Consider the following 26693-nt stretch of genomic DNA (forward strand, 5'->3'; position numbering starts at 1 on the left):
TATGGTGCGGCAGCCACGATCGTCCCCTGCTGGACTGCCGCCAAATCCGGATCAACTATACGGCACGACGGTGTGCCGTAATTAGTCAGCGGCCTTAGTTCCGGGCCCCTGGCAGGTCAGCGGACGCTCTTGATTTTCACCACGAAAACGGCGCCAAGGAGGCCGATGACGGCAGCGGTAACGAACAGGGAGCGGTAGCCTCCCCATGATGTGACAGCAACCAGGGCCAGCACCGGGGCCACCACCTGCGGTAGGGAATTGGCCACGTTGATGATGCCCATGTCCTTGCCCCGGTCCGACGCGAGGGGCAGGACCTGCGTCAGGAGGGCGAAGTCCACCGCCAGGTACGCCCCGAACCCGATCCCCAGGATTGCGGCGCCCGCCAGGGCTGCAGGCCACACGGGGAAGAGCGCCAGGATCAGGGCCGCCATGGCGATGATGGCCGAGGAGCCGATGACGAACGGCTTGCGCCTGCCAACCCTGTCGCTCCAGGGACCGGCCACCACGGCCGTGATCATCACCATCAGCGTGTAGGTGCCGGTGAGCACCAAATAGCCAGCTGGCGGGTTCTCATGCTTCAGGATGTCCCGGAGGAAAAAGAGCAGGTAGACGATGGTCAGCTGGTTGCCGACGTTGACCAGGAAGCGGGTAAGCCAAGCCCAGGCAAAGTCCGGGTAATGCCGCGGGCTGATCCAGAACCCCCGAAGGAACACCCCAAGGCGGAAGCGCGGCAGGACGCCCTTGGGGAGCACGGGATCATCGCGGTGGAAGAGGTATGGCAGCACAGACAGGAGAAGGGCTGCAGCGCAGAGCCAGTAGCCCACCATGAAGTTGCCGGACACCACTGCGCCGAAGACCGCGCCGAAGAGGATACCCAGCGTCTGGCCCATGGCTGCCAGTCCGCCCACCTTTCCGCGTTGAGGCACAGGCACCCTGTCCGGGACGGCGGCGGTGATGGCAGCGTAGGCAGCGTTGGCCCCCAACTGGACCAGGCACCAGAACAGCACCATGAGGGCCACCGTGCCCGCTCCGGACATGCCCAGGAGGGCCGCCGTTGCCAGCACCGCACCCGCCAGTATCCAGGGCGAACGGCGGCCAAAGCGGGACGTGGTGCGGTCCGAGAGGGCGCCGAAGAGCGGGTTTGCCACCAGTGATACCGCGGCTCCGCACGCGGTGGCGAGGGACAGGATGGCTTCTTTGTTCGCTTCATCGAAGCTGATGGCCTGCAGCCCGATGAAGATTTGGATGGGGCCGAAGAACGCGGCGTTGATGCCAACGTTCACCAGGACCAGCCCGGTCACCCACCGTGCGGTGACCTTCCGCGTTGGTTCGGCGAGTGCCGCCGTCGCACCGCCCTGCAGACTGGCCCCGTGGCCCTGGCGTGCGGGGTCAAGGGGTGCGGGCGTATCGGACAGACTCATGACGTATTCCCCCGGCTGCGGCTAAATGGCGACGGAGTCAGACTATCGTGGGCGGTACCGCCCCGCCGGGTATGACGGCGGCGGCCACCAGGACGGCCACGAGCATCGAGGAGAACACCATGAGCGCAGCGTCAACGCCGGCGGAGGGCACCACCGCCGTCAACACGGCGGACCTTTATGACGAACGCGGAGACGAACTGGCGTCCGTATCACTGCAGTTCCAGTCCTTGGGTGGCCGCTCCCATTTCAGCGGACAGGCACGTACCATCCGCTGCTTCCAGGACAACGCCCTGGTGAAGTCCACGCTGGCCACGCCCGGCAACGGCAAGGTGCTGGTGGTGGACGGCGGCGGTTCCCTGGGCACGGCCCTGATGGGGGACATGATCGCGGAGAGCGCCGTGGCAAACGGCTGGGCCGGCGTCGTTATCAACGGGGCGATCCGCGACCGCGAGGCAATTGCCGCCCTGGACCTCGGCGTGAAGGCCCTGGGCAGCAACCCCCGCAAGAGCGCCAAGGCCGGCGCCGGCGAGGTGGATGTGGATGTGCAGATCGACGGCGTGGCCATCCGTCCCGGGTGCATGATCTGGTGCGACCCGGACGGGATCCTCGTGGAGCGGTAGCCCCGGGCGGGAAAAGTTTCCCCGCGGGAGGAATAGGACTGGGCATGCGATAGTTACTGAAAGCAACTATCAATGCGTGATCCCTTTCCTTCCCCTGGAGTACCCATGCCCACCGCAGCTGCCGCGCGCGCCGCCGGAGAAACCCTGACACAGCGCCAGATTGTCACCGTGATGGTGGGCCTGATGCTGGGCATGTTCCTGGCATCGCTGGACCAGACCATTGTGTCCACGTCCATCTACACCATCGCCAACGACCTGGACGGGCTCTCGCTCCAGGCCTGGGCAACCACTGCCTACCTGATCACCTCCACGGTGAGCACACCGCTGTACGGCAAGCTGAGCGACATCTTCGGCCGCCGCCCGCTGTACCTGACCGCCATCGTGATCTTCCTGGTGGGCTCCCTGTACGCAGGGTCGGTGCACTCCATGACCGAACTGGCGCTGGCGCGCGGTGTCCAGGGGCTCGGGGCGGGCGGCCTGCTGGCACTCGCGCTGACCATCATCGGGGACATTGTCTCGCTCAAGGACCGGGCGAAGTACCAGGGCTACTTCATGTCCGTGTTCGGCATCTCCTCCGTACTGGGCCCCGTGGTGGGCGGCGCGTTCGCCGGTTCCGCCAACATCCTGGGCTTTGAGGGCTGGCGCTGGGTGTTCTTCATCAACCTGCCCATCGGCCTGGCCGCGCTCGCCGTGGTGTTCCTGTTCCTGCACCTGCCGGCCAAGCACGTGAAGCAGAAGATCGACTACTTCGGCGCCGCAGCCATCACGCTGGCCATCGTTCCGCTGCTGCTGGTGGCGGAGCAGGGCCGCAGTTGGGGCTGGACGTCCTTCAACTCTCTTCTCTGCTACGGCCTGGGCGTGGCGGGCATCGCCTGGTTCCTGCTGGCAGAGAAGCGGGCCGGCGACTACGCCCTCATTCCCCTGCGCCTCTTCCGGAATGTGACGTTCGGCCTGTCCTCGCTGCTGAACTTCATCATCGGCATCGGCATGTTCGGAGCCATCGCCATGCTCCCGCTGTACCTGCAGCTGGTCAAGGGCCTCACGCCCACGGAAGCAGGCCTGATGATGATCAGCTTCACCGTGGGCATCCTCACCGGCTCCATCACGGCGGGCCGCACCATCTCGGCGTCCGGCACGTACCGGATCTTCCCTATCCTGGGCACGGCCATCCTCACCGCGGCCGCCACCGCCATGGGACTGTCCCTGGGCGTGGACACCGGCCTGTGGGTTCCCGGCGTGATCGCTGTGTTCTTCGGGATGGGCCTGGGCTTCTGCATGCAGCCGCTCACCCTGGCCATGCAGGTGTCCGTGCCACGCCGGGACATGGGCGTGGGCACGTCATCGGCCGCATTCTTCCGCTCCATGGGCGGCGCCGTTGGCACCGCAGTGTTCATTTCCATGCTGTTCAGCCTGGCGGCCGCCCGGATTGCCGACACCATGACGGCTGCGATGGGAAGTCCGGAGTACCAGGCGGTCCTGCAGGACCCGGCTGTGGCAACGGACCCCGCCAACGCCAAGCTGTACGAGTTCTTCCAGAACGGCGCGTCCAATGATTCCCTTAATGACACCAGCTGGCTCCACACCGCCAACAGCACGCTGACGCGCCCCATCATAGAGGGCTTCGCCTACGCCATCGATGCCGTCATGCTCACCGCGGCGGTGCTCACCGGCATCGCGTTCCTGATCAGTTTCGCGCTGCCCAACAAGAAGCTCACGGATCCCAAGGCGGCCTCCCAGGAAACGGTGCCGGCCCACTAAGCCGCCCCGCCCCCCTGAAGGACGACGACGGCGGCCCGCCCCGCCGCCGTCGTCGCCTGTTTGCGGACAAGCAGGCCCGCAGCCGGCACCCGACTGGAACGGCGCCCCGTGGCATGGAACACTGTGTAACGCGTGTGCGCCGGCCCAAGGCCGGTTCCGCAGCCGACGACGTCCGCACCGCATCCACCAAAACCCAGACCAAGGGAGACCCATGCCCACTGCACAGGAGCAGACAACCGCCCAAATACCGCAGCGGGTGATCTGGCTGGCGCTCGCGGGCGCGGTGGGCGGATTCCTGTTCGGCTTTGACTCGTCGGTGGTCAACGGCGCCGTGGACGCGATGAAGGACGAGTTCGCACTCTCCGAGGCCGTAACCGGCTTCGCGGTGGCCGTCGCGCTGCTTGGCTGCGCTGCGGGCGCCTACCTCGCGGGCAAGGTGGCAGACCACTACGGGCGCATCCCCGCCATGAAGCTGGGCGCGCTGCTCTTCCTGGTGAGCGCCCTGGGCACGGGCTTCGCCTTCGGCGTCTGGGACCTGGTCTTCTGGCGCCTGGTGGGCGGCCTGGGGATCGGCCTCGCCTCGGTCATTGCCCCGGCCTACATCTCCGAGATTTCGCCGCGGCACGTCCGTGGCCGGCTGGCCTCGCTGCAGCAGCTGGCCATCACCACCGGTATCTTTGCGGCGCTGCTCTCCGACGCGCTCCTGGCAACCGGCGCCGGCGGCGCCGACCAGGCCTACTGGCTGGGGATCGAGGCCTGGCGCTGGATGTTCCTGGCCGGAGCCCTGCCCGCGGTGGTGTACGGCTGGATCGCTTTTACCCTTCCCGAGTCTCCGCGGTTCCTGGTGTTCCAGGGCAAGGAAGACGAAGCCCGGAAAGTGTTCGATTCCATCGTCCCCGCCGGCGAAACGGACCGGCACATCCGCGAGATCCGGGACGCCATCGAAGAGGACAAACTGGCCGGCCAGAAAGGCTCGGTGCGCGGCAAGACGTTCGGCCTGCAGGCAGTGGTATGGGTGGGCATCACCCTGTCCGTCCTGCAGCAATTCGTGGGCATCAACGTGATCTTCTACTACTCCACCACCCTCTGGAAGGCCGTGGGCTTCCAGGAGAAGGACTCCCTCACCATCTCCGTGGCCACGTCCGTCACCAACATCCTGGTCACGCTGGTGGCGATTGCCCTGGTGGACCGCATCGGCCGCCGGCCCATCCTGCTTGCCGGTTCCGTGGGCATGGCGGTATCCCTGGGTGCCATGGCCCTGGCCTTCTCCACGGCCGTGGGTTCCGGTGACGAGATTTCCCTGCCCGGCGTGTGGGGTCCGGTGGCGCTGGTGGCGGCCAACGTCTTTGTGGTCAGCTTTGGCGCCTCGTGGGGTCCGCTGGTGTGGGTCCTGCTGGGTGAGATCTTCCCGTCCCGTATCCGCGCCCGCGCCCTGGGCCTGGCTGCGGCGGCCCAGTGGGTGGCGAACTTCGTGATCACGCTCAGCTTCCCCGTGATGGCCGCCGGCTCGCTGCCGCTGACCTACGCCATGTACGCCCTGTTTGCCGCGGCGTCCTTCTTCTTCGTGATGTTCAAGGTCCCCGAGACCAACGGGATGTCCCTGGAGCAGGCCGAAACGCTGTTCGTGCGCAAGGGCTCCGCCGCGTAGGGCAACGCTCCTTCACTTACTGCCGGATTTCCCCGACGCTCCTTCACTTACTGCCGGTAAACCGTAAGCCCTCCTTCACTTGTTCTTGTGCGGGAGGGTTTACGCATTCCCGGGCACAGGGCGCGGCAGCGCAATCAGAGCGGAAGCTTCATGCCTTCATGGTCCGCGGCGAAGCCGAGCCGCTCGTAGAAGCGGTGCGCCGCAGTCCGCGATTTGTGGGTGGTCAGCTGCATCAGCGTGCAGCCGCGGCGGCGGGACTCGTCGATGGCCCAGTGCATCATGCGGTTGCCAATGCCCTGGCCCCGGACACTGGCCGCCACCCGCACTCCTTCGATCTGCGAGCGCCACGCACCGTGCCGCGAGATGCCGGGCAGGAAGCTGAGCTGGAAGGTAGCCACCACAGGACCGTCAACTGCTCCTTGCGGCGCCACCTCCCCCACGACGAGCAGGTGGCAGGGGTCGGCGTCGATCGCTTCAAAGGCCCGCTCGTAGGGTTCCATATCCCCTTGGCGCTCCCGCCCGGCACCCATGGAATCATCCGCGAGGAGCCGCACGATGGCAGGCAGGTCCCCGCGCACGGCGGGGCGGAGCCGGAAAGTCCCGCCGTCGACGTCGGCCGTCATCAAAAAGGGCGGTGCACCAGGGTTGCGGATCATCCCTCCAGCATTCCACGCCGGCTGCCCGGGGCCGGGAGCGTGGATTCCTTGTGATCCGCCGCGCCCCATGCTTGGCTGGGGACCAGTGTTGGAGTGCATGGCCTAATTGGGGGAGGTCCGTGATGGATCAGAAGACAGCGTCAGGCTTGCCGGGGAAAACCCTGCGGGCGGGAATCATTGTTGGAGTGGTTGGCGCGTTCGCGGTCATCCTCGCACCCCAGATCATGCAGTCGCTGCAGTTGGGTCCGTCCTACTCGCAGGCTGTGGGCGCGGGCCTCAGCGTGGCATTCCAGCTGGTCACGCTGTTCTTCCTGCCGTTGTCCGCGGCGTTGATAGCAGCCTCCCTGGTGATGCGGTACCTGGCCTCAGTGCTCAGCGGGACGGCAGCGCCTAGTCAGGCGAAGTAGACGCCGATCCGGTTGCCGTCGATGTCCTCGATGCGGATGTCGATGTCGTAGACGTCGCGGAGCATGGCCTGCTGCATGATCTGGCGGGGGCTGCCCTGGTGGACCAGCCGCCCGTCCTTCATGGCCAGGATGGTGTCCGAGTAGCAGGACGCGAAGTTGATGTCGTGGACCACCAGGACGATTGTCTTCCCGAACTCATCGGCCAGCCGGCGCAGGAGCCGCATCATCTCCACCGAGTGCTTCATGTCCAGGTTGTTCAGAGGCTCATCAAGCAGCAGGTAGCGGGTGTCCTGCGCGAGCACCATCGCAATGAAGGCCCGCTGGCGCTGGCCGCCCGAGAGCTCGTCCACGAACTTGTCCGCCATGGGCGTCAGGTCAAGGTGCGCGATGGCCTCTTCCACCTTGGCAAGGTCCTTTACCGTGGGCCGGCCGCCGGAGTGCGGGAACCGGCCGAAGGCCACGAGGTCCCGGACTGTGAGGCGCATGGTGAGGTGGTTCTCCTGCCGCAGGATGGCCATGGTCCGGGCGAGTTCCCGGCTGTCCGTTGCGGCGATGTCCAGGCCTGCCACGGATACGGAACCGGATTCGAGCGGCTGGAGCCTGCTGATCAGTGAGAGCAGGGTGGACTTTCCGGCTCCGTTGGGGCCGATGATGGAGGTGATCCCGCCCGCGGGGATGACGCAGCTGACGGCCTCCAGGACGGGCTGGCCGCCGTAGCTCTTGGAGACGTTCCGGACCTCAATCATTGCGGGGCCCCCGCGGCGCCGGGATGGGGACGGGTCATTTCAGGGAGCCTTTCAAAAGGAGGTAGAGGAACAGGATGCCGCCTGTGAACTCGATGACCACGCTGAGGGCGGTGCTAAAGCCGAACACCTGCTCCAGGAGCAGCTGCCCGCCCACCAGGGCAACGGCGCCGATCAGCACTACGATGGGCAGCAGCCAGGAATGACTGAACCCGCGGCACACCTGGTAGCCCAGGCTCACCACCAGCAGCCCGAAGAAGGTGACGGGACCCACCAGCGCGGTGGACACTGCCACGAGCAGCGAGCATCCCAGCAGCACGCGCATCACCACCTTCCGGTGGTCCACGCCCACGTTGATGGCAACGTCCCGTCCCAGCGCCAGCACATCCAGGGTGTGCCGGGCGCGCCACACCAAGGCACAGACAATCGCCACGATCCCTGCCGAGACGCCCAGCAGCGCCGGGTCCACGTTGTTGAAGCTTGCAAAGAACAGGTCCTGGAGGATGATGAACTCGCTGGGCTCCATGAGCCGTTGCAGCAGGGAGGACAGGCCGCGGAAGAGGCTGCCGAGGACCACCCCCACCAGCAGGAGCAGGTGCAGCGACCTGGTGGCACCCGTGAACATCCAGCGGTACAGCAGTGCGCTGAACACCACCATCAGCAGCACTTCGACGCCGAACTGCAGCGTGGGAGGGGCGGCCACCACGGCGGCGGCTCCCAGGGTGAACGCCAGGACTGTCTGCACCAGGATGTACAGCGAGTCGAAGCCCATGATGGACGGCGTCAGGATGCGGTTGGCGGTAACGGTCTGGAACAGGAGCGTGGATACGCCCACGGCAACGGCCACCAGCAGCATGGCAGCCACCTTGATGGCGCGGCGCGGCAGGATGTAGCCCACGCTGCCCTTGAGGTCGAAGAACAGGAAGAAGCAGACGACGGCGGCAGTCACCGCGAGCAGGATGCCCGCCACCAGCTGTGGCGGGGCGCTGCGGACGGCGGTTTTGAGCTTCCAGGGAAGCGCGGACAGCCGCTGGCGGGCGGGCGGTCGCTCCACCTGCGGCCAAAGCGCTGTGCTGTCAGGCATTGCGTTTCCTCAGGATCAGGACGAGGAAGAGGACAGCGCCCAGCACGGACATCACCATGCCCACGGGGACCTCGTAGGGGTAGCGGATGGTGCGGCCGAGGATGTCGCAGACAAGCACGAACGCGGCGCCGAACAAAGCTGTCCAGGGAACCGCGCGGCGCAGGTTGTCCCCGAAGATGAGGGACACGATGTTGGGCACCACGAGTCCAAGGAAAGGCACTGCGCCCACCGTTGTGACCACCACGGCTGAGATCAGCGAGACGATGATGAGTCCCAGCCGCATCGTCCGGCCATAGTTCAGGCCCAGGTTGGTGGTGAAGTCCTGTCCCATCCCGGCCACTGTGAAACGGTCCGCGGCCAGCAGTCCCAGCAGCATCAGGCCGGCGACAATCCACAGCAGTTCGTACCGGCCGCGGAGGACACCTGAGAAGTCGCCGATCATCCAGTTGCCCAGGGTCTGCAGCAGATCATAGCGGTAGGCAAAGAAGGTGGTGACAGCCGCAATCACCCCGCCCAGCATGATGCCAACCAGTGGGATCAGCAGGGTGTTGCGGGCCGGCAGGCGCCGCAGGATGGCCAGGAACAGCGCAGTCCCCAGCAGCGCGAAAGCGCTGGCCACCAGCATCTTCACCAGCACCGGTGCCTGCGGGGCAAAGACCGTGACCACCAGGATCCCCAGGGTGGCCGATTCGACCGTCCCTACGGTGGACGGCTCCACAAAGCGGTTGCGGGCCATGAGCTGCATGATGAGGCCGGCCACCGCCACCGCCATCCCGGCCAGGACCACAGCGAGGGTCCGGGGAACGCGGGAGATCCAGAAGACATCCCTGGCGGCAGCGTCCCCGGCCAGCAGTGCCGGAAGCGAGACGTCGCTGACCCCAACAAACATGCTGGCTGCCGCGAGGGCAAGGACGGCAACTCCGGCCGCAGCCAGGCCTGCACCGCGGCGGGCCTGGCTGCGGACGGCCGGCGCAAGCGGGTGTACGGCGGTGAGGGTCATGGGCTTGGAGCCTGGCGGGCTGTGTTAGGCCACGGAGCCGGCGACGGCGTCAACCATGGCCTTGACGTTGTTCAGGCCGTAGCCCACGATGTACCAGCCGGCAGGGTCGAGGTTGATGACTTTGTTGTTCTTTGCGGCGTTGGTGGACTGGACGAGTTCGTTGTCCAGGATGGGGTTGGCGGCCGAGCCTTCGGTGCCCACCGCGGTGTCGCGGTTGATGACGTACAGGATGTCCGGATTGACCTGCTTGATGTACTCAAAGGACACAGCCTCGCCGTGGCTGCCTTCGACCTTGACATCAGCCGCGGTGGGGACGCCCAGGACATCGTGAATGATGCCGAACCGGGAACCCGCGCCGTACGCGGTGACTTCCCCTCCCGAGGTCAGGACAATGAGGCCCTTGCCGGCGCTGGCTGCCTTCGCCTTGGTTTCAGTGACGGTCAAGTCCACGGCGGCCAGCTTCTCCTCCACCTCGGTTGACTTGCCGAAGATGGTTCCCAGCTTCCCGGTCTGCTCCTTGAAGCTTTCCATCGGCGCGGCCGCATCGATGGACAGGTCGATGGTGGGGGCGATCTTGCTTAGTTCCTCATAGGCGCCGGCGGTCCGGCCGGAGATGATGATGAGGTCCGGGTCGCCCGCGCTGACGGCCTCGAAGTCCGGCTCCTTCAGGGAACCGATCTTGGTGTACTTCTCGTCGGCGTACTTGCTGAGTGCCTCCGGGTATGCCGCCTCCGGCACGCCGGCAGGTTCAACGCCCAGCGCGTCCAGGGTGTCCAGGACGCCGAGATCGAACGTGAAAACCTTCTCCGGGTTGACCGGTACGTTGTCCGTGGTGCCCTGGGCGTGCTCCACGGTGATGGTGGCTGCCTCGTCAACAGGCGTTGCCGTCGCGCTTCCGCCGCATGCGGTGACGGCCAGCAGCGCCGCTCCCGCCGCAAGTGCCCCCAGGTAGCTCGACAGCCTTTTCTTCACTTTTTTCTCCGCTCGGATAATACGTCACAACTTCGTTGTCTAATAGCCCAGAGCCTATAAGTAAGGGAAGGCTAACTTCAAAGCGGGAGGGGCCGTATTCCGTCACAAGTGGGGGACATCACAACGCACGACGCCGGCACTACGGTGAGTGCCGGCGTCGTGGTTGCAGGAGGGGCTGGGGAAAAACCGCCTCAACTGCGGGAGCGCTGCCAAAAAAGCCGCAGGATGTGCGAGAGCGTTTAGGCCGGGGCTTTGGCCACCTCCGCCTGCCGCTCCTCCACCAGGGTGGCCAGCGCGTTGAACAGCGGGTGGTCCGGTTCCAGGCCGGTGATGCGGGCCGTGGCGTCCGCGGGGCTGGAGGAGGCCAGGATCCCGGCCAGCTCGGTTGCCTCGGCGTCCGCCGGATCGGTGAAGCGCAGGGCCGCGGCGATGGCGCCCAGGAGCGCCTCCGGCACAATGCCCCGCTCCGCCAGCTCGGCGGCCGGCCCGATGAACCGCTCATGCCGGCTCAGCTTCCGCAGGGGCGCGCGGCCCACCCGGTTCACCGTGTCAGGCAGGTACGGGTTGGAGAACCGGACCAGGATCTTCTGGACATAGGCTTCCTGTTCGTCATTACTGAAACCATGCTTGGTGACCAGCAGCTGCTTGGTCTCCTCCAGCACCGCCCGCACGTCCTCGGCCACGTCCTGGTCTGCCATGGCCTCGGAGATCTTCTCCAGGCCCGCCTCGAACCCGAAGTAGGCCGCAGACGCATGGCCGGTGTTCACCGTGAACAGCTTCCGCTCAATGTACGGCGAGAGGTCGTCAACGAACGTGGCGCCCGGGATGACCGGTTCCGCCCCCGCAAAGGCGGTGCGGTCGATGACCCATTCGTAGAACGTCTCCACGGTGACGTCCAGGCCCTGCCCGGGCTCCTGGTTGGGCACGATCCGGTCCACGGCGGTGTTGGCGAACACGGCTTTCCCGTCCAGCGCGCTGGCGGCAGCCCCCGGCTGGGAGGCCACCTCCTTGGCCAGGATGTCCGTCGCGTTGATGGCGTTCTCGCAGGCCATGACCTGCAGTGGGGCCAGGCTCGTGTCCCTCGTTGCAATGCCCTTGGCGATGGCAGGGGCAACGAACTTCAGGATGTGGGGCCCCACGGCCGTGGTGACGATGTCCGCCGTCGCAATCTCTGCGATGAGCTCCTCTTCCTGCGTGGTGGAATTCAGCGCCCGGAAATTATTGACCGTCCGGACCGCAGGGTTCTCCCCCACCTCATGCACGGCGTAGCTGTCCGCCGCTGCAAGGCGGGCAATGAGGTCCTCCGCCACGTCGGCGAACACCACCTCATACCCGGCATCGTGCAGGAGCAGTCCCACAAAGCCACGTCCGATGTTCCCGGCCCCGAAATGAACAGCCTTCACTATGAGTTGACCTTTCCGAAGAGTTCCAGGACTTCATCCACCGAGGTGGCCGCCTCCAGCCGGGCAACCTGCTCCTTGCTGGTGAAGACCTTGGCGATGGAGGACAGGATGTGCAGGTGCTCGTTGTTGACCCCTGCAACGCCCACCACGAACTTCACCTGCTTGCCGTTCCAGTCGATCCCCTGGGGGTAACGGATCACGGATACCGCGGACTTCCGGATGTGGTCCTTGGCGGCATTTGTTCCGTGCGGGATGGCCAGGAAGCTGCCCATGTACGTGGACACTGATTCCTCGCGCTCGTGCATGGCGGCAATGTAGCCCTCGTCCACGGCGCCGCGCGCCAGCAGCAGCCTGCCGGCCTCGTCGATCGCGGCATCGCGGGTTGTCGCGGAACCGTCCAGCACCACGCTTTCACGCGCCAGGATCTCGGGTGCGCCGGCAGTTCCCTGCGTACCGGCCGTGCCGGCTGCTGGAGCCGCGTCCGCGGGAGCGTCCGCAGCGTGGGCGCCGCGGGAAGCGGCGGCACCGGCAGAAGCTCCTGCCGCAGCCGCCGTTGCCGGGCCGGCAGCGGATGCGCCGCCGGGCGTTCCCGCACCGGCGTCCGGACCTTCCGCTGCCACGGCACCCTCGGTGTTGCTCTCCCTGACCAGTTCCACGATTTCGTCGTAGCGGGGGCTGCTCATGAAGTTGTCAACGGAGTAGTGGACGGCGCTGGATGTGGCGGGCTTGGCCCGTTCCGTCAGGTCCTGGTGGGTAATGACGACGTCGTAGTCGTCGCGAAGGTTGGCGATGGCCGCGTTGGTGACCTTGACCTCCGGGAACCCGGCAGCCTTGATCTTGTTGCGCAGCACTGAGGCGCCCATGGCACTGGAGCCCATGCCGGCGTCGCACGCGAAGACGATGTTGCGGACCGGTCCTGCCAGGACGCCAACACCGCCGCCCGCGGCGGCAGCACCTGCACCTGCACCCGTCAGGGTGGAGGTGACGGAGCTCTTCTTGCCCTTCATCTGCTCCATCCTGGAAGTGGCAGCGCTCAAGTCGCCCTCATCGCTGTGTTTGGTGGTCTTCATGATGATCGAGGCCACAACAAACGATGCGGCCGTCGCCAGCAGGACTGCGAGGATCACTCCGATGTAGCTGTCCCTGGAGGTCTGGGCGAGCACGGCGAAGATGGAACCGGGGGCGGCCGGCGCCACCAGGCCCGAACCGGTGATGGCCAGGGTGGCGATGCCCGTCATGCCGCCGGCGATGGCGGCGAGGATCAGGAGCGGGCGCATCAAAACGTAGGGGAAGTAGATCTCGTGGATGCCGCCCAGGAAGTGGATAATGGCGGCACCGGGAGCGGATGCCTTGGCGGCGCCGCGGCCAAAGAACATATAGGCGAGCAGGATGCCCAGGCCGGGGCCCGGGTTGGCCTCAAGCAGGAACAGGATGGACTTGCCCTGCTCCAATGACTGCTGGACGCCCAAGGGGGTGAGCACGCCGTGGTTGATGGCGTTATTCAGGAAGAGCACCTTGGCCGGCTCGATGAAGATGCTGGTGAGCGGCAGCAGGCCGTTGTCCACCAGGAACTGGACCACCCTGCCGGCGCCCTCACTGAAGGCCGTAACCACCGGGGCAATGCCGTAGAAACCGAGCAGTGCCAGCAGCGCTCCCCAGATGCCCGCCGAAAAGTTGTTGATGAGCATCTCGAACCCGGGCCGGATTTTGCCGTCCCAGATCGAATCGATCTTCTTCATGGTCCAGCCGCCCAGCGGGCCCATGATCATGGCACCGATGAACATGGGGATGCCGGCACCCACAATCACGCCCATGGTGCCGATGGCGCCGACAACGCCGCCGCGGACGTCATAGACCATCCTGCCGCCGGTGTAGGCGATCAGGAGCGGCAGGAGGTAGGTGATCATCGGGCCTACCAGGCCAGTGTTTGCCACGCCGTCCGTCTCGCCGAAGCCGCCCAGCTGCGGAACAGGCAGCCAGCCCTTCTCGATGAACAGCGCGGTAATGAGTCCCCAAGCAATAAAGGCGCCGATGTTTGGCATGATCATGCCGGACAGGAACGTCCCGAACTTTTGGACGTGCACGCGCGCGCTGGTGCGGGGTTTTGCAACTGTCTCTGTTGCCATGTGATTTCCTAACCGTCATTCCTGCGGCTTCGCAGGGTGGTCCGATACTTACGACGACGTTCTGCCGGAATTGCGGGTTCAGCCCGCCGGGCTGGTGGAGATGCGGTGGAGCCATTCAAGGAAAAGCTTGAGTTCCGAGCTTGAAAGCTGGTCAGAGTGCGAGGCCTGAAGTGCGGCGTTCAGGGCAATCGCTGCCACCACCACCGAGGATTTCCCGGCACCGCCCGGGGCCGCGCCGCTGGCGGGCTCGGCGGACACCGCAAAGATCATGGCATCCCGGGTCATGGTGGACAGTTCGAGGTTCCGTTCGGAGGCGGGCTCCGCAATCAGCATCAGCGTCACGCCCACGTTGGCCGCCAGGATGGACCTGGCCGCCTCCCGGGGCTGGACGTTCAGCTGGCCCGCCGCCGCTGCCTTGTTCAGCATCTCCTCCATCAGCGCCTCGGCATCTGCGACGATTGCCGGGCGGCTTTCCGGGCGGATGTTGCCGAACATCACCAGGTACAGCTCCGGCTGGTTAAGCCCGAACTGGACGTGGTTGTCCCACATTCTCCGGATATCCTCGAGCGGCTGTCCGGAGGGGGCGAAATCCCTTTCGCCCGCGACATACTCTTCAAACCCTGCGGCGACGACGGCGTCGAACAGACCTTCCTTGTCACCGAAGTGGTGGTACAGCGTGGGGGCTGTAACCCCCGCCAGCTGGGTGATCTGGCGGGTGGAGACGGGAGCGCCCCCGGAGTTTGCCAGCAATTCCGCGGCAGCACGAAGCAGCCGCATTTTGGGGGGAAGCTGGCCATCCAAACTCATAACCGCTACCCTAGCACCTATAGCATTGCTATATGAACTGAATCACATACAATTTTTTTCAGGCACGTTTCCCGCCTCCGGACGCAGCAGTCTTCCGGCGGAACGGCATGGCGCCGGACATATCGGGCGGGCCTGGCAACCGGCAGAGAATGAGGACCTTCAGTGCAGAACTTCCCAGGAGTAGGCGTCAGCCCAGGCCGCGTCATCGGCACCGTCCGGCAGATGCCCAAACCCATCAGCGAACCTCCTGCCGGCGAGCAACTTGCACCCGGCACCACCGCTGAGGAAGCAACTGCAGCCCTCAAGGCGGCATCCCAGGCGGTGCACGATGAACTGAAGGCACGCGCCGCCCACGCCACCGGTGACGGCAAGGCCGTGCTGGAAGCCACTGCACTGATGGCCAAGGACACCATGCTGATCAAGGGCGCGGCCAAGCTGGTTGCCCGCGGAACCTCTGCGGAACGTGCCATCTGGGAGTCGGGCTCCTCGGTGTCCGAGATGCTCCACAACCTGGGCGGCTACATGGCCGAACGCGCCACCGACGTCCTGGACGTCCGCGCCCGGATCGTCGCCGAACTGCGGGGCGTGCCCGCGCCCGGGATCCCCTCATCCAGCATCCCGTTCGTCCTGGTGGCGGAGGACCTGGCCCCGGCAGACACCGCCACCCTTGACCCCAACAAGGTCCTGGCACTGGTCACGGCCGGCGGAGGCCCGCAGTCCCACACCGCCATCATCGCCCGGTCCCTGGGCCTTCCCGCCGTTGTTGCGGCGGTGGGCGTGGACGAGCTCCCGGACGGCACGGAAGTCTATGTGGACGGTGCCGCAGGCAGCATCACCTCCGAACCCGACGAGTCCCTGCGCGCAGCAGCGGAAGCGTGGGCTGCCACGGCGTCCCTGCTGGCGGAGTTCAGCGGAACGGGCTCGACGGCGGACGGCCACCTGGTGCCGTTGCTCGCCAACGTGGGCGGCGGCAAGGACGCCGAGGCGGCCGCGAAGCTGGGCGCGCAGGGTGTGGGCCTGTTCCGTACCGAGTTCTGCTTCCTTGAACGGGACACCGAGCCGAGCGTTGAAGAACAGGCCGCAGCCTACAAGAGTGTTTTTGACGCCTTCCCCGGGAAGAAGGTAGTGCTGCGCACCCTTGACGCCGGCGCAGACAAGCCCCTTCCGTTCCTGACTGACTCCACCGAGCCCAATCCGGCGCTGGGCGTCCGTGGCTACCGCACCGACTTCACCACCCCGGGTGTCCTGGACCGCCAGCTGGAGGCAATCGCCCTGGCGGAGAAGCAGTCCCAGGCAGACGTCTGGGTCATGGCGCCCATGATCTCCACCGCCGAAGAAGCCGCACGCTTTGCCTCCATGTGCGCGGACGCCGGCATCAAGACGCCCGGGGTCATGGTGGAGGTTCCGTCCGCCGCCCTCACGGCCGAAGCCATCCTCCGGGAGGTGGGCTTCGCCAGCCTCGGCACCAACGACCTCACCCAGTACGCCATGGCCGCAGACCGCCAGCTCGGCCCGCTGGCCAACCTCAACACCCCGTGGCAGCCGGCCGTCCTGCGCCTCGTTGGGCTGACAGTTGAAGGCTCCAGGGCGGAGGGGAACAACAAACCCGTGGGCGTCTGTGGCGAAGCGGCTGCAGACCCGGCCCTCGCCGTCGTCCTTACCGGCCTGGGCGTAAGCACCCTGTCCATGACGGCGCGCTCCCTGGCTGCCGTGGCCGCGGTGCTGAAGACCGTCACGCTGGAAGAAGCCCAGCAGCTGGCCAAGCTCGCCCTGTCCGCTCCCAGCGCCACGGAAGCGCGCGCCTGGGTCCGGGAGAAGCTGCCGGTCCTGGACGAACTCGGACTGTAGGGGCGCGGTCCGGCCGGTCAGGCCCTGCTCCCCTCCTAGGCGGTGACGCCGAAGCCATCCAGGGCACGGACCCAGCTGCTGATGGCCTCGGCCGCCGCACCCGGGGCGGTGTGCTGCAGGACGTGGCCCTGCCCCGGGATTTCGGCCATGGTGCCCTGCCGGGCGGCAGCAGCAAGGCGTTGGCACCAGGGGCGGCGCGCGATGGGGTCCCGGGCGCCGCGAAGGACAAGGACGGGCTGGCTCACCGCAGCCACCCTTTCCTCCATGGGGTAGTCCATCATCACGGGCAGCTCGGTAAGGTACCAGCGCGGGCCGGCCCTGAAGTAGTCGCTGAACACGAGGGCGTTTGAGGTCAGGCTTTCCCTGAACAGTGCATCGCGCGTCAGTGCCAGCGCCTGCCTGGTGACCGTCTTCCTGGGGGAATCCACCACCGGCCCCATCAGCACTGCGCCCGCCACCCGGCCAGGTTCCTGGAGCGCCAGTTCCACCGCGGACTGCGCCCCCATGGAGTGCCCCACCACCACATAGCTGGAAACCCCGGCCTCCGCCAGGACAGTGCCCACGAACGCCGCGAAGTCACCAATCTGTAGTTGGCGCGGGGGCCGCGAGGCCTTTCCGAAGCCCGGGAGGTCGAATGTGTAAACGTCCGCTTCCTTGGCCAGTTCAAGATGCAGCCGGGCAAGGTACCGGTGGGACACACCAATACCGTGCAGCAGGACGTACGCGGGCCTTGGCGGAGCCCCTGCGGGCATTACCGAGGCATAAAGCGTGCCCCGGAGTCCGCCCGCCTCGACGTCCCGGCCGCCACTGAGTTCCATCAGCCGAGCTTACCGCCCCGGCCGCGGCGGCCGCCGGTAGGCTGGGTGCATGGCACTGATAGCTCCCCGGATCACCGGCCCGCTCCCGTCGGAGGATGCAGAGAAGCTGGGCCGGGCACTGGCTGGCAGCAACGACATCACGGTGTTCGTGGACGGCACCGTCCACAGGCTGCCGCCCCAGGCGAGGGACGCCGTCGTGGATCTCCTGCACCGGTTCAGCCGCGGTGAGGCGGTGACCGTCAGCAGCGTCGAGGACATGCTCACCACGTCCAAGGCAGCAGAGCTGGCTGGCATCTCCCATACATACCTGCGCAACATGACGGACCGCGGCGAGATCCCGGTGGAGTACCGCGGCACCCACCGCCGGATTCCGCGGGCCGCCATCATGGCCTGGCTGGAGGGGCAGAAAAAAGGCGAGCTTCGCGAGGTGGGGACGGACCCTGGGGCGGGCGCCTAGATCGGCTGTGTGTCAGATCCTGGGCCGGCCCGCCCAGCGGCGCATCTTCAGGGCGGCGTGGAGCTCCAGGCGGGGCATTCCCTTGAGCGGATCCACGCCGAGCAGCTGCCGGATCCGGCCCAGCCTGTTGTAGATGCTGCTGCGGTGCAGGTGGAGCCTGGTGGCCACGTCCTGGACGGAGCCGTCGTTGTCGTAGAGGAGTTCCAGGACTGGCAGAAGCTCCCCGTTCCGGTCATGGTCCTCGAGCATCCGGAAATAGACCGAACCCGAGTCAGCCCAGGCGCTGGCACCTCCCCCTGCGGACGCGAGGAGCTGGTACACGCCGGTGGCCCGGCAGTCAACGAGTTCACCGAGCTGGGGGTCCACGGCTGCGGCCTGGGCCGCCACCTTCGACTGCCGGTAGGCCGCGGCAAGCTCCCGTGGCCGGGCGAAGCCCTCGCTGATACCCAGGATGATGCGGTGGACAGGACGGCCGGAGCGCTTGGCGAGTTCAAGCTGGTAGTGCACCAGCACCTGGGCGTGACTGGCCCTGCCGGACAATTCACGGAACAGGACCACGGCATGCGTCTCCGTGCCGGCACTGAACAGGGCGGAATCCACGCCGATGGTGGCCTGCAGCGCGGCAGACCTGTGGATCAGGGTAGACGCGATGGGGTCCGGCCCACCGGACCAGCCGTCAGCATCAAGCACCGTAACCACCTGCCAGGGACCGCGGCCCTGGATCTCCTTCCAGCCCGCCACGGCAGCCACGGCATTGGCTTCGCCGGCGCAGGCGGTTAGGAACTCCCGCTCGCGCCCGCGCCGGAACTCCGACTCCGCCGTGTTCGAGTCGAGCAGGAGCCCCGAAAGCATCTCGACCTCATGGTTCACAGCCGGCAACTGGGTGAGGATCGCCGTCGGACTCTCATCTGCCGAATCCTGCTGCACCCACAGATAGCCCACACGGAACCCACGCACCATCAACGGAACACAGACGCGGCCCAGCATGCCCAGGTCCTGGTTGGCGGGAACCACCACGGGCCGAACCGCCGTGGCAATACCGTGCGAGAGCTGCCATGCGCTGACATCTGCCGGGACTTTCTTGCTCAGCAGGAAGTTCACCCGGACCCTGTCCGCGTGGGACTGGTTGGAGCTGTACGCAAGCAGCACGCCGTCCAGGTCCTCAAGCGACAGGCCACGGCCCAGCTTCTGCGCCACCTGCTCAACCAGTTGTTCCACACCCTGCTGCTGCATGCGCCAACACTACTGCCCGGAAGTCCCCCGTCACGAACGGACACGAGGCGACACCTGCCGCCCCCGGACTCGACAATCGTCGAGTATGGAAGCTTTAGCGCCCCGGAATTGCGCGGTTTCCGCTCCGCTGCCATTCGGCACTGATGTCGGCTGGCTCACAACCGGATTTATCGTTGATACACGAAATCCTTCCGCACTTTCCGGCTGTTCAGGCCGAGAATATGGAGCCCGCAATGATCATCGGCGTCCCCAAAGAAATCAAGAACAACGAGTTCCGGGTGGCCATCACCGCCGCCGGTGTCCACGAGTTCCGCAGCAACGGGCACACTGTGCTGGTGGAGCGCGGCGCGGGCCTGGGCTCCGGCATCACCGATGAGGAATACGCCATTGCCGGTGCCGAGATCGTCAACGAGGCCGACGACGTCTGGGCACGCGCCAACATGGTCTTGAAGGTCAAGGAGCCCGTCAAGGCCGAGTACCACCGCTTCCGCAAGGACCTGGTCCTCTTCACCTACCTCCACCTTGCGGCCGAGCCCGAACTCACCCGCGAACTCATCAACTCCGGCGTCACCGCCATCGCCTACGAGACCGTCCAGGAGGGCCGCACCCTTCCCCTGCTGGCCCCGATGTCAGAGGTTGCGGGCCGGCTTTCCGTGCAGGTTGGCGCGTCCTCGCTTATGGCGCCTGCGGGCGGAAAGGGCGTCCTGCTGGGCGGCGTTCCCGGCGTCCGTCCCGCCAAGGTAGTTGTGCTCGGCGCCGGCGTGGCAGGCACCAACGCCGCTGCCATGGCCCTCGGCCTGGGTGCCGACGTCACCATCCTGGACATCAACATCAACCGGCTGCGCGAACTGGACGCCCAGTACCAGGGCCGGCTCAAGACCGTGGCGTCCAACAAGTACGAGATCGAAAAGTCCGTGGTGGACGCGGACCTGGTGATCGGTTCCGTCCTCATCCCCGGCGCCAAGGCCCCCAAGCTGGTCACCAACGACCTCGTGGCCCGCATGAAGCCGGGCTCAGTCCTGGTGGACATCGCTGTGGACCAGGGCGGCTGCTTCGAGGACACCCACCCCACCACCCACCAGGAACCCACGTACAAGGTGCATAACACCATCTTCTACTGCGTGGCCAACATGCCCGGCGCCGTGCCGAACACCTCCACCTACGCGCTGACCAACGTCACGCTGCGGCACGCGGTGTCCCTCGCCAACCTGGGTGTCAGGGGAGCCTTCGACCGCGACCCCGCCCTCGCAGCCGGCCTCAACATCGCCGCCGGCCACGTGGCGCACCACTCCGTGTCCGAGGCCCACAACCTGCCCCTCGTAGCGGACTGGCACGAACTGGTTTCTGCGTAGCTCGGACTCCTGCCGCAACGGCGGCCATCCCCGCGTGCTGCTCCTTCGTCGCTCTGACGCACGCTTCCGGATGGTCTCCGTTGCGGCCGTTAACGAACCATTGAAGCCAGTTCCCGTGCTTCTTCTATTAATTTGAGGGACTCGACGGCGTCCTCTGGGTCTACTGGGAGGGGCAGGGCTGAGGTTGCGCCGCCGTCCAGGATTTTGTCTGCCAGGAGCCGGTAGAACTCGGGGTAGGCGCCGCGTTCGGTGGGCAGGGCGTCCAGGTGTCCGTCACGGCCCAGGAACCCGGCCCACTCCGGCGCCTCCTGCCCGTATTCCGCATCCAGGGGGCTGCCGCCCGCTGCGACGTATGGTTCCTGCGGGTCCACCCCGTGCTTGGTGAATCCGCCCACGGAACCCAGCACGCGGAACCGCGGGGCCTGCTGCGCGCAGAGCATGTTCATGGTGAGGTGGCTGATCACGCCGGAGTCATGCCTCAGGACCAGGAAAACGTCGTCGTCCGCCCGTTCGTCCGAACGCCGGGCCTTCAGTTCCGCGTGGACCACTGCGGCCGGTCCGAAGAGCTGGAGGGCCTGGTCGATCAGGTGGCTGCCGAGGTCGAACAGCGTTCCGCCGCCCTCGGCCGCAGTGGCGCGGGCCTTCCATGCCTTCGAGATGGCGGGCGACCACCGCTCGAAACGCGATTCAAACCGGGTCACCCGGCCCAGGGCATCGGCCGCCAAGAGCTTTCGCAGGGTCAGGAAGTCCCCGTCCCAGCGGCGGTTCTGGAACACCGTCAGCACCCTGCCCAGTTGCCGTGCCAGCGCGATGAGTTCCTGGCCCTGCCCGCTTGTCACGGCGAAGGGTTTGTCCACCACCACATCAAGGCCTGCTTCCAGGGCTGCCTTTGCCAGCGGGTAGTGGGTGGCGGGCGGGGTCCCCAGTACCACCAGGTCCACGTCCCCGGCGCGCTCGAGGACTGCCTTGCCGTCCGGCACGGTCTGCACACCCTGGTACTGAGCGGCCGCGGCGGCTTCCCTCCCGGCGTTGGACGTGGCAATCATGCTGAGCGAGTAGCGCGGATCCGCAGCTATCAGGGGGGCGTGGAACACGCTTCCGGACAGCCCGAAACCCACGACGGCGGTACGGATGGTGCGCGGGGTCGCTGCAGTTCCGGTCATAGTGGCTAGGCTACTCCTCCACATCGGTGAGAGATGGTTACGGAAATCCCCACGTTATGTGAGAGATGGTTACGGAAAAAGCCGCATCAAATGGGAGAGCGTGTGGGACGGCGAAGGCCGGCAGGCCCCGGATGTTCCAGGAGCTGCCGGCCCTGCCGCGCTGCTGCTATTCAGTTGTGCCCCGCGGGGCAGGTGGGGTTACTTCTTTTCCCAGCCGAGGGTGGTCCAGTCCGGAACCTGGGACAGGCTGCGGAACAGGGACGGGCCGTAGTTGGCCAGTCCGGTGCGGACGAAGGAGATCTGCGGGCCGTTCATGACCACACCCATGGAGAAGTACTTCGCCATGTGCTCCTTCTCCACTTCCATGGCCGCCTTGTTGCGCTCGGCGTTGTCCTCGATGGACGCCAGGTCGGCGATCTTCTTATCCAGTTCGGCGTCGCCCAGCTGGTTCTCGTTGGTCTTGGAGTCGTAGTACTGCTTGACGGCTTCAGTTGCGTCCGCGCCCACGGTGTAGCCGGAGACGCTCATGTCGAACTCACGAGCACCGAGGACCTTGCCGAAGTCGGCCGAAGCGCGCTGGTCAATGCCCACGTCCATGCCGCCGGCCTGGAGCTGCTGCTGCAGGGTCTGGGTGAAGGCGAGGGTGGTGGGATCGTCGCCGAAGTTGCTGATCTTGAAGGCTGCGGGCTTGCCGTCCTTCTCCATGATGCCGTTTGCGTTCTCGGTGTAGCCGGCGTCCGTCAGTACCTTCTTGGCGGCATCCGGACCGGTTTCCTTCACGGGGTAGTTGTCCTGGTAGTACTCGGAGAACGGCAGGAGCATCATGGAACCGGAGCTGGGCTCTTCCCAGTTCAGGCCGTTGAAGCGCACCTTGCGGAGGGCTTCACGGTCAACCGCGGCGAAGATGGCCTCGCGGACGGCAACATCGGTGATGCGCTGGGCGTTGAGGTTCATGCCGCCGGCGAACAGGCGCTGGCCGCGGCGGACCTCTGAGTTGTTGGTGCCCTCAAGCTGCTTGTACAGGGAGATGGTGTTGGCGGACATGGCGTCGATCTCGCCGTTCTTGAAGGCAGCGATCTGGGCACTGGTCTCCAGCTGACGGAAGACGACGCTCTCCAGCACCGGCTTGTTGCCCCACCACTTCTCGTTGGGAACCAGGGATACCGTCTTGGCGGCAGTGTCGTACTGGTCCAGCTTGAAGGGCCCGGCCATCCATTCGGGGTGCATGTCGCCGTTGAACCCCTCGTTGAAAATTTCAGGAGAGTTGACGGCGGGGTGGATGAGGCCTGTGAAGAGGGAATCCAGCGGGTAGACCGGCTGGGTCGTCTTGACCACCACTTCCTTGTCGTTGCTGCCGGCTTCCACGGATTCAACGAACTCGTAGTTGCCGGAGCTGACGATGTCGTAGCCTGCGTCCGGGCTCTTGAGGATGTTCCAGGTGTTCTGGAAGGCCTTGACGTCGATCGGGGTGCCGTCGTTGTAGGTGGCCTTCTCGTTGACCTTGATGGTGATGGTCTGCTTGCCGTCCTGCACTTCGTTTTCCACAGACTCGCAGAAGTCCTTGTTCGGGGTCACTTCGCCGTCGAACGCAATGTCCCAGCAGCCCCAGGTTCCCGCCTGGTCGATGGGACGGTGCAGCGCGGTGTTGTCTGCGCTGTTGCCGTTGTTGGAGAAGCCATTGAAGTCCGGGCCGATGTTGCCCAGCGGAAGGGTGACCTTGCCGCCCTGTTCAAGATCGGCTGCCGGCTTCTCGTTGATGCTGATGAGTTTGGACAGATCGCTGCCTGCCTCCTGGCCCTTGGCCGTTTCCGGGCCGGTGGACCCGCCACCGCCGCCGCAGGCCGTCAGCGCCAGAGCTGCGGTGATGGCCGCCGCTCCGCCGATCCTGTTCAGATTCCTCATGGTGTTCCCTTCGTTGGTGCGAGTGGTGGTGCTTGTGATGGGTCGAAGAAACCTAGGGCGCATGGTGGTCCGCCGATTCGTGGACTACCAGCATGTCCTCGTCCAGTTCTCCGTCAGGGAAGAAGCAGGCGAAGCGTTGGTCCAGGGCGGGCAGGAAATCTGCCGCCAGGGTTTGGGCCGCCGGGGACGGTGCTACATGCTCCAGCGGCGGTTCGAGGGTCAGGCACTTTTCCTGCTTCGCCGCCGGCAACGCTGCGAAAACAGGGCAGCGGGTGGCGAAATTGCATCCCTTGGGGGCATCAAGCGGGGAGGGCAGGTCACCCTGGAGGATGATGCGTTCCCGCGTGCGCTCCAGCTGGGGGTCCGGCACGGGGATGGCGGAGAGCAGGGCCCGGGTGTAGGGGTGGCGGGGGTTGTCGAATACCCGGTCCACTTCGCCGATTTCCACGATCTTCCCCAGGTACATCACCGCCACCCGGTTGGAGATGTGCCGGACCACGGAAAGATCGTGCGCCACCAGCAGGTAGCTGAGGCCCAGTTCGGCGCGCAGCTTGTCCAGGAGGTTGATGACTCCGGCCTGCACGGAGACGTCCAGGGCCGAGACAGGCTCGTCCAGGACCACCAGTTTCGGGTTGACGGCCAGTGCGCGGGCTATGCCAATGCGCTGGCGCTGCCCGCCGGAGAACTGGTTGGGGAAGCGGTTGACGTGGTCAGGCTGCAGGCCCACCAGCTTCATCAGTTCCATGATGCGCTTTTTGGTGTCGGCCTTGTTCATGCCCGCGTTCTGGAGCGGTTCGGCGAGGACCTCAAACACGGTGAACCGGGGATCAAGAGCGCCGGTCGGGTCCTGGAACACCATTTGGAGCTCCCGGCGCATCGCGCTCCTGGTCTTGGCGTCGGCGGCCTGCTTGTTGCTGATGCCGCCGATCACCACCTCGCCGTCCTGGTCCTTGTGGAACTCCATGATTTCCAGCAGGGTGGTGGTCTTGCCTGAGCCCGATTCCCCCACGATGGAGAAGCATTCCCCTTCGCGGATATCGAAACTCACTCCGTCCACGGCTTTGACGGTCCCGATGCGGCGCTTCAGCAGTGCGCCCTTGGTGAGCGGGAAGTGCTTGCGGACGTCCTTCAGCTGCAGGACGGCGGAGCGTTCCTCCCTAGGGATGGCGTCGAAGCGGGATACCGGTACCGGCGGTGCGGCGAACACGTCATGGACATCCACGTCGCCGCCCAGCGAACCGGATTTGATGCAGGCGGCGCGGTGGGCGGACGGCCCCGGAACAGGTGCGAGCGCCGGTTCACCCTCCAGGCAGGCGTCCGTAGCGAGGGGGCAGCGGGGCGCGAACGAGCAGCCGGTGGGCGTGTGGACCAGGTTGGGCGGCATGCCCTCGATGGGCACCAGCGAGGACTTCTCCGCAACATCGACGCGCGGAACGGCTCCGAGCAGGCCCATGGTGTACGGCATCCGCGGGTTGTAGTAGATGTCATCCACCGCCCCGGTCTCCACCGGCCTGCCGGCGTACATCACCACGATGTCGTCCGCCATGCCCGCCACAACGCCGAGGTCGTGGGTGATCATCACGACGGCGGCTCCGGTCTCCTCCTGCGCCGTATGCAGCACCTCCAGCACCTGCGCCTGGATGGTGACGTCCAGCGCCGTCGTCGGCTCATCTGCGATGAGGACCCGCGGATTGTTGGCGATCGCAATGGCGATCATCACGCGCTGGCGCATGCCGCCGGAAAACTCGTGCGGGAAGGCCCTGAGCCGTTCCCTGGGGCTGGGGATGCCCACCATGGCAAGAAGTTCGACGGCGCGGGCTTCTTTCGCCTGCTTGCTCATGCCGGGGTTGTGGATGGTCAGTGCTTCGATGATCTGGTTGCCCACGGTATAAACAGGCGTCAGCGAGGACAGCGGGTCCTGGAAGACCATGGCCAGCTCATTGCCGCGGTACCCGCACATGGCCTTGTCGCTCAGGCCCAGCAGTTCCTTGCCCTTGAGCCGTACGGAGCCGGTGACCTCCGCCGTGGAGGGCAGTAGGCCCATGATGGCAAGGGAGGTCACCGATTTGCCCGAGCCGGACTCCCCCACGATGCCGAGCGTTTTTCCGGGCATGAGGTCGAAGTCGACGCCCCGGACCGCGTGAACCACACCGTTTTCTGTGTTGAAGCGTACGTTCAGGTCCCGGACGGAAAGGATTGCGTCCGCGGGGGCGTGAAGGCCCGCAACGTGCAGCCGTTCCACTGCTGACTGCGGCTGTTTCACCGGTCCTGCGGCAATTTCGCTGCTCATGAGGCATTCCCCTTCACGCGGGTTTTCAGGGCGCGTTTCTTGGCGCTGCCGGAGGAGCTTGAGCTTGGATCGAAGGCGTCACGCAGTCCGTCGTTCATCATGGCCAGTGATCCGGTGAGCAGGAACATTACGGTCAGCGGCACCCAGAACATCCAGGGGAACGTCTGCACCTGGGAGGTGGCTCCGCCGATCAGCACGCCGAGGCTCACATCCGGAACCTTGATGCCGATGCCGATGAAGGAGAAGGCAACTTCCGCGAGGATGGCACCGGTGACGCCCCGGGTGATGTCCAGGACCAGCAGCGACCCGATGTTGGGCACCAGGTGGCGCCACACGATCCTGCGGGCCGGAACACCCATGTACTGTGCGGCCTTGACGAAGTCACGCTGCATTAGGGACATGGAGAGGGACCGGATGAGCCGCGCTGTTCCCATCCAGCTGAAGACGAGCAGCACAATGATCAGCAGCAGCCAGGACGGCAGGTCCCGCCGGAGCCCTTCACCTCCGCCGCTGGTGGCCACGGCCACGACCAGCAGGGCCGGCATCATGATGAGCGCCTCAAGGATGAAGAGCATCACCTTGTCCACCTTGCCGCCGAAGTAGGCCATGGTGCACCCGTAGACGGCGGCAACGAGGACTGACACCAGCCCGACGATCAGTCCGATCAGGATGGAAATGCGGGTGCCCTCCACGGTCATTGCGTAGAGGTCGATCCCGGCCTGGGAGGTGCCCAGGTAGTGTTCGGCCGAGGGCGGCATTCCAATGTTGAAGGGGTCGATGGTCTGCTTGTCCCACTGGGTGAAGTACCCGCCCACGAAGGAGAAAACGGTCAGGGCGAGGAAGATGGCAAGCCCTGCGACGGCTGTCTTGTTCCGCATGAAGCGGCGGAAGATGATGGTGTTTTTGCCGATCACGACGTCGGCGCTCTCCAGGTGGGCGTCCTGGGCGACGGCGGCGGGGTCTACTGCATTGAGGTTGGTCACGG

The 26693-nt window shown here is 65.9% G+C and carries 22 protein-coding genes; 7 read left to right on the forward strand and 15 right to left on the reverse strand.

Annotated features, from left to right (window positions below):
* Window positions 1-116: 116 nt before the first annotated feature.
* Window positions 117-1421 (reverse strand): MFS transporter, encoded by a 1305-nt coding sequence (locus tag ACIQF4_RS16460; RefSeq protein ID WP_350003628.1) that lies wholly within the window; start codon window positions 1419-1421, stop codon window positions 117-119.
* A 119-nt stretch (window positions 1422-1540) separates the two neighbouring features.
* On the opposite strand from ACIQF4_RS16460, the gene rraA reads away from it, so the two are divergent.
* From rraA to ACIQF4_RS16475, 3 genes are all read left to right on the forward strand, one after another.
* The gene (gene rraA / locus ACIQF4_RS16465; protein ID WP_400516677.1) at window positions 1541-2041 is read left to right on the forward strand and encodes a ribonuclease E activity regulator RraA; all 501 of its coding nucleotides are present in this window, start codon (window positions 1541-1543) and stop codon (window positions 2039-2041) included.
* A 105-nt stretch (window positions 2042-2146) separates the two neighbouring features.
* Window positions 2147-3799 carry an MDR family MFS transporter gene (locus ACIQF4_RS16470; protein WP_400516601.1) on the forward strand — a complete coding sequence of 551 codons (1653 nt, stop codon included), beginning with the start codon at window positions 2147-2149 and terminating at the stop codon, window positions 3797-3799.
* 211 nt (window positions 3800-4010) lie between these two features.
* Window positions 4011-5447 carry a sugar porter family MFS transporter gene (locus ACIQF4_RS16475; protein ID WP_350003626.1) on the forward strand — a complete coding sequence of 479 codons (1437 nt, stop codon included), beginning with the start codon at window positions 4011-4013 and terminating at the stop codon, window positions 5445-5447.
* A gap of 134 nt (window positions 5448-5581) precedes the next feature.
* Here ACIQF4_RS16475 and ACIQF4_RS16480 read toward each other — a convergent pair whose 3' ends face one another.
* On the reverse strand, window positions 5582-6103 hold the full coding sequence (locus ACIQF4_RS16480; RefSeq protein ID WP_400516602.1) for a GNAT family N-acetyltransferase: 522 nt from the start codon (window positions 6101-6103) through the stop codon (window positions 5582-5584).
* Window positions 6104-6225: 122 nt separating this feature from the next.
* Between ACIQF4_RS16480 and ACIQF4_RS16485 the strand changes: the two genes are divergently transcribed.
* On the forward strand, window positions 6226-6510 hold the full coding sequence (locus ACIQF4_RS16485) for a hypothetical protein (RefSeq protein WP_400516603.1): 285 nt from the start codon (window positions 6226-6228) through the stop codon (window positions 6508-6510).
* Here the strand turns inward: ACIQF4_RS16485 and ACIQF4_RS16490 are convergent.
* The 7 genes from ACIQF4_RS16490 to ACIQF4_RS16520 all read right to left on the reverse strand — a co-directional run bounded on the left by ACIQF4_RS16490 (window position 6498) and on the right by ACIQF4_RS16520 (window position 14645).
* Window positions 6498-7256 (reverse strand): ABC transporter ATP-binding protein, encoded by a 759-nt coding sequence (locus ACIQF4_RS16490; protein ID WP_400516604.1) that lies wholly within the window; start codon window positions 7254-7256, stop codon window positions 6498-6500. The two genes, ACIQF4_RS16485 and ACIQF4_RS16490, sit on opposite strands and share 13 nt — an antisense overlap.
* Before the next feature lie 34 nt (window positions 7257-7290).
* Window positions 7291-8337: an iron chelate uptake ABC transporter family permease subunit gene (locus tag ACIQF4_RS16495; protein WP_400516605.1), complete on the reverse strand. Its 1047-nt coding sequence runs from the start codon at window positions 8335-8337 to the stop codon at window positions 7291-7293.
* Window positions 8330-9337, reverse strand: a complete 1008-nt coding sequence (locus tag ACIQF4_RS16500; protein WP_350003621.1) for an ABC transporter permease — start codon at window positions 9335-9337, stop codon at window positions 8330-8332. Before ACIQF4_RS16500 ends, ACIQF4_RS16495 begins: the two co-directional genes overlap by 8 nt.
* Window positions 9338-9361: 24 nt before the next feature.
* Window positions 9362-10309, reverse strand: a complete 948-nt coding sequence (locus ACIQF4_RS16505) for a siderophore ABC transporter substrate-binding protein (protein WP_400516607.1) — start codon at window positions 10307-10309, stop codon at window positions 9362-9364.
* Window positions 10310-10548: 239 nt separating this feature from the next.
* Entirely contained in the window at window positions 10549-11712 is a 1164-nt protein-coding gene (locus ACIQF4_RS16510; RefSeq protein WP_400516608.1) for a mannitol-1-phosphate 5-dehydrogenase, read from the reverse strand.
* A complete protein-coding gene (locus ACIQF4_RS16515; protein ID WP_400516609.1) occupies window positions 11712-13838 on the reverse strand; it encodes a PTS mannitol transporter subunit IICBA in 2127 nt (708 codons plus the stop codon). Before ACIQF4_RS16515 ends, ACIQF4_RS16510 begins: the two co-directional genes overlap by 1 nt.
* A 78-nt stretch (window positions 13839-13916) precedes the next feature.
* Window positions 13917-14645 (reverse strand): TetR/AcrR family transcriptional regulator, encoded by a 729-nt coding sequence (locus ACIQF4_RS16520; protein WP_231456097.1) that lies wholly within the window; start codon window positions 14643-14645, stop codon window positions 13917-13919.
* A gap of 162 nt (window positions 14646-14807) precedes the next feature.
* Here ACIQF4_RS16520 and ptsP point away from each other — a divergent pair, with 162 nt between their 5' ends.
* A complete protein-coding gene (ptsP, locus tag ACIQF4_RS16525) occupies window positions 14808-16493 on the forward strand; it encodes a phosphoenolpyruvate--protein phosphotransferase (protein WP_350003617.1) in 1686 nt (561 codons plus the stop codon).
* 35 nt (window positions 16494-16528) lie between these two features.
* Here the strand turns inward: ptsP and ACIQF4_RS16530 are convergent, their stop codons facing one another.
* On the reverse strand, window positions 16529-17311 hold the full coding sequence (locus tag ACIQF4_RS16530; protein WP_400516611.1) for an alpha/beta fold hydrolase: 783 nt from the start codon (window positions 17309-17311) through the stop codon (window positions 16529-16531).
* Window positions 17312-17360: 49 nt separating this feature from the next.
* Here ACIQF4_RS16530 and ACIQF4_RS16535 point away from each other — a divergent pair, with 49 nt between their 5' ends.
* Window positions 17361-17768, forward strand: coding sequence for a helix-turn-helix domain-containing protein (locus ACIQF4_RS16535; RefSeq protein WP_350003615.1), 408 nt, complete (start codon window positions 17361-17363; stop codon window positions 17766-17768).
* A gap of 12 nt (window positions 17769-17780) precedes the next feature.
* On the opposite strand, the gene ACIQF4_RS16540 is transcribed toward ACIQF4_RS16535, so the two are convergent.
* Entirely contained in the window at window positions 17781-19001 is a 1221-nt protein-coding gene (locus tag ACIQF4_RS16540) for a helix-turn-helix domain-containing protein (protein WP_350003614.1), read from the reverse strand.
* A gap of 233 nt (window positions 19002-19234) precedes the next feature.
* Here ACIQF4_RS16540 and ald point away from each other — a divergent pair, with 233 nt between their 5' ends.
* A complete protein-coding gene (gene ald / locus ACIQF4_RS16545) occupies window positions 19235-20353 on the forward strand; it encodes an alanine dehydrogenase (RefSeq protein ID WP_400516612.1) in 1119 nt (372 codons plus the stop codon).
* An 89-nt stretch (window positions 20354-20442) separates the two neighbouring features.
* Here ald and ACIQF4_RS16550 read toward each other — a convergent pair whose 3' ends face one another.
* The 4 genes from ACIQF4_RS16550 to ACIQF4_RS16565 all read right to left on the reverse strand — a co-directional run bounded on the left by ACIQF4_RS16550 (window position 20443) and on the right by ACIQF4_RS16565 (window position 26691).
* Window positions 20443-21516, reverse strand: a complete 1074-nt coding sequence (locus tag ACIQF4_RS16550) for a Gfo/Idh/MocA family oxidoreductase (RefSeq protein WP_400516613.1) — start codon at window positions 21514-21516, stop codon at window positions 20443-20445.
* 198 nt (window positions 21517-21714) lie between these two features.
* Window positions 21715-23418, reverse strand: a complete 1704-nt coding sequence (locus ACIQF4_RS16555; RefSeq protein ID WP_350003611.1) for an ABC transporter family substrate-binding protein — start codon at window positions 23416-23418, stop codon at window positions 21715-21717.
* A 52-nt stretch (window positions 23419-23470) separates the two neighbouring features.
* On the reverse strand, window positions 23471-25708 hold the full coding sequence (locus tag ACIQF4_RS16560) for a dipeptide ABC transporter ATP-binding protein (protein WP_400516614.1): 2238 nt from the start codon (window positions 25706-25708) through the stop codon (window positions 23471-23473).
* Window positions 25705-26691 carry an ABC transporter permease gene (locus ACIQF4_RS16565; RefSeq protein WP_400516615.1) on the reverse strand — a complete coding sequence of 329 codons (987 nt, stop codon included), beginning with the start codon at window positions 26689-26691 and terminating at the stop codon, window positions 25705-25707. Before ACIQF4_RS16565 ends, ACIQF4_RS16560 begins: the two co-directional genes overlap by 4 nt.
* Window positions 26692-26693: the final 2 nt, after the last annotated feature.

The sequence above is a fragment of the Pseudarthrobacter sp. NPDC092202 genome (assembly GCF_044755505.1).
Taxonomy (GTDB): Bacteria; Actinomycetota; Actinomycetes; order Actinomycetales; family Micrococcaceae; genus Arthrobacter.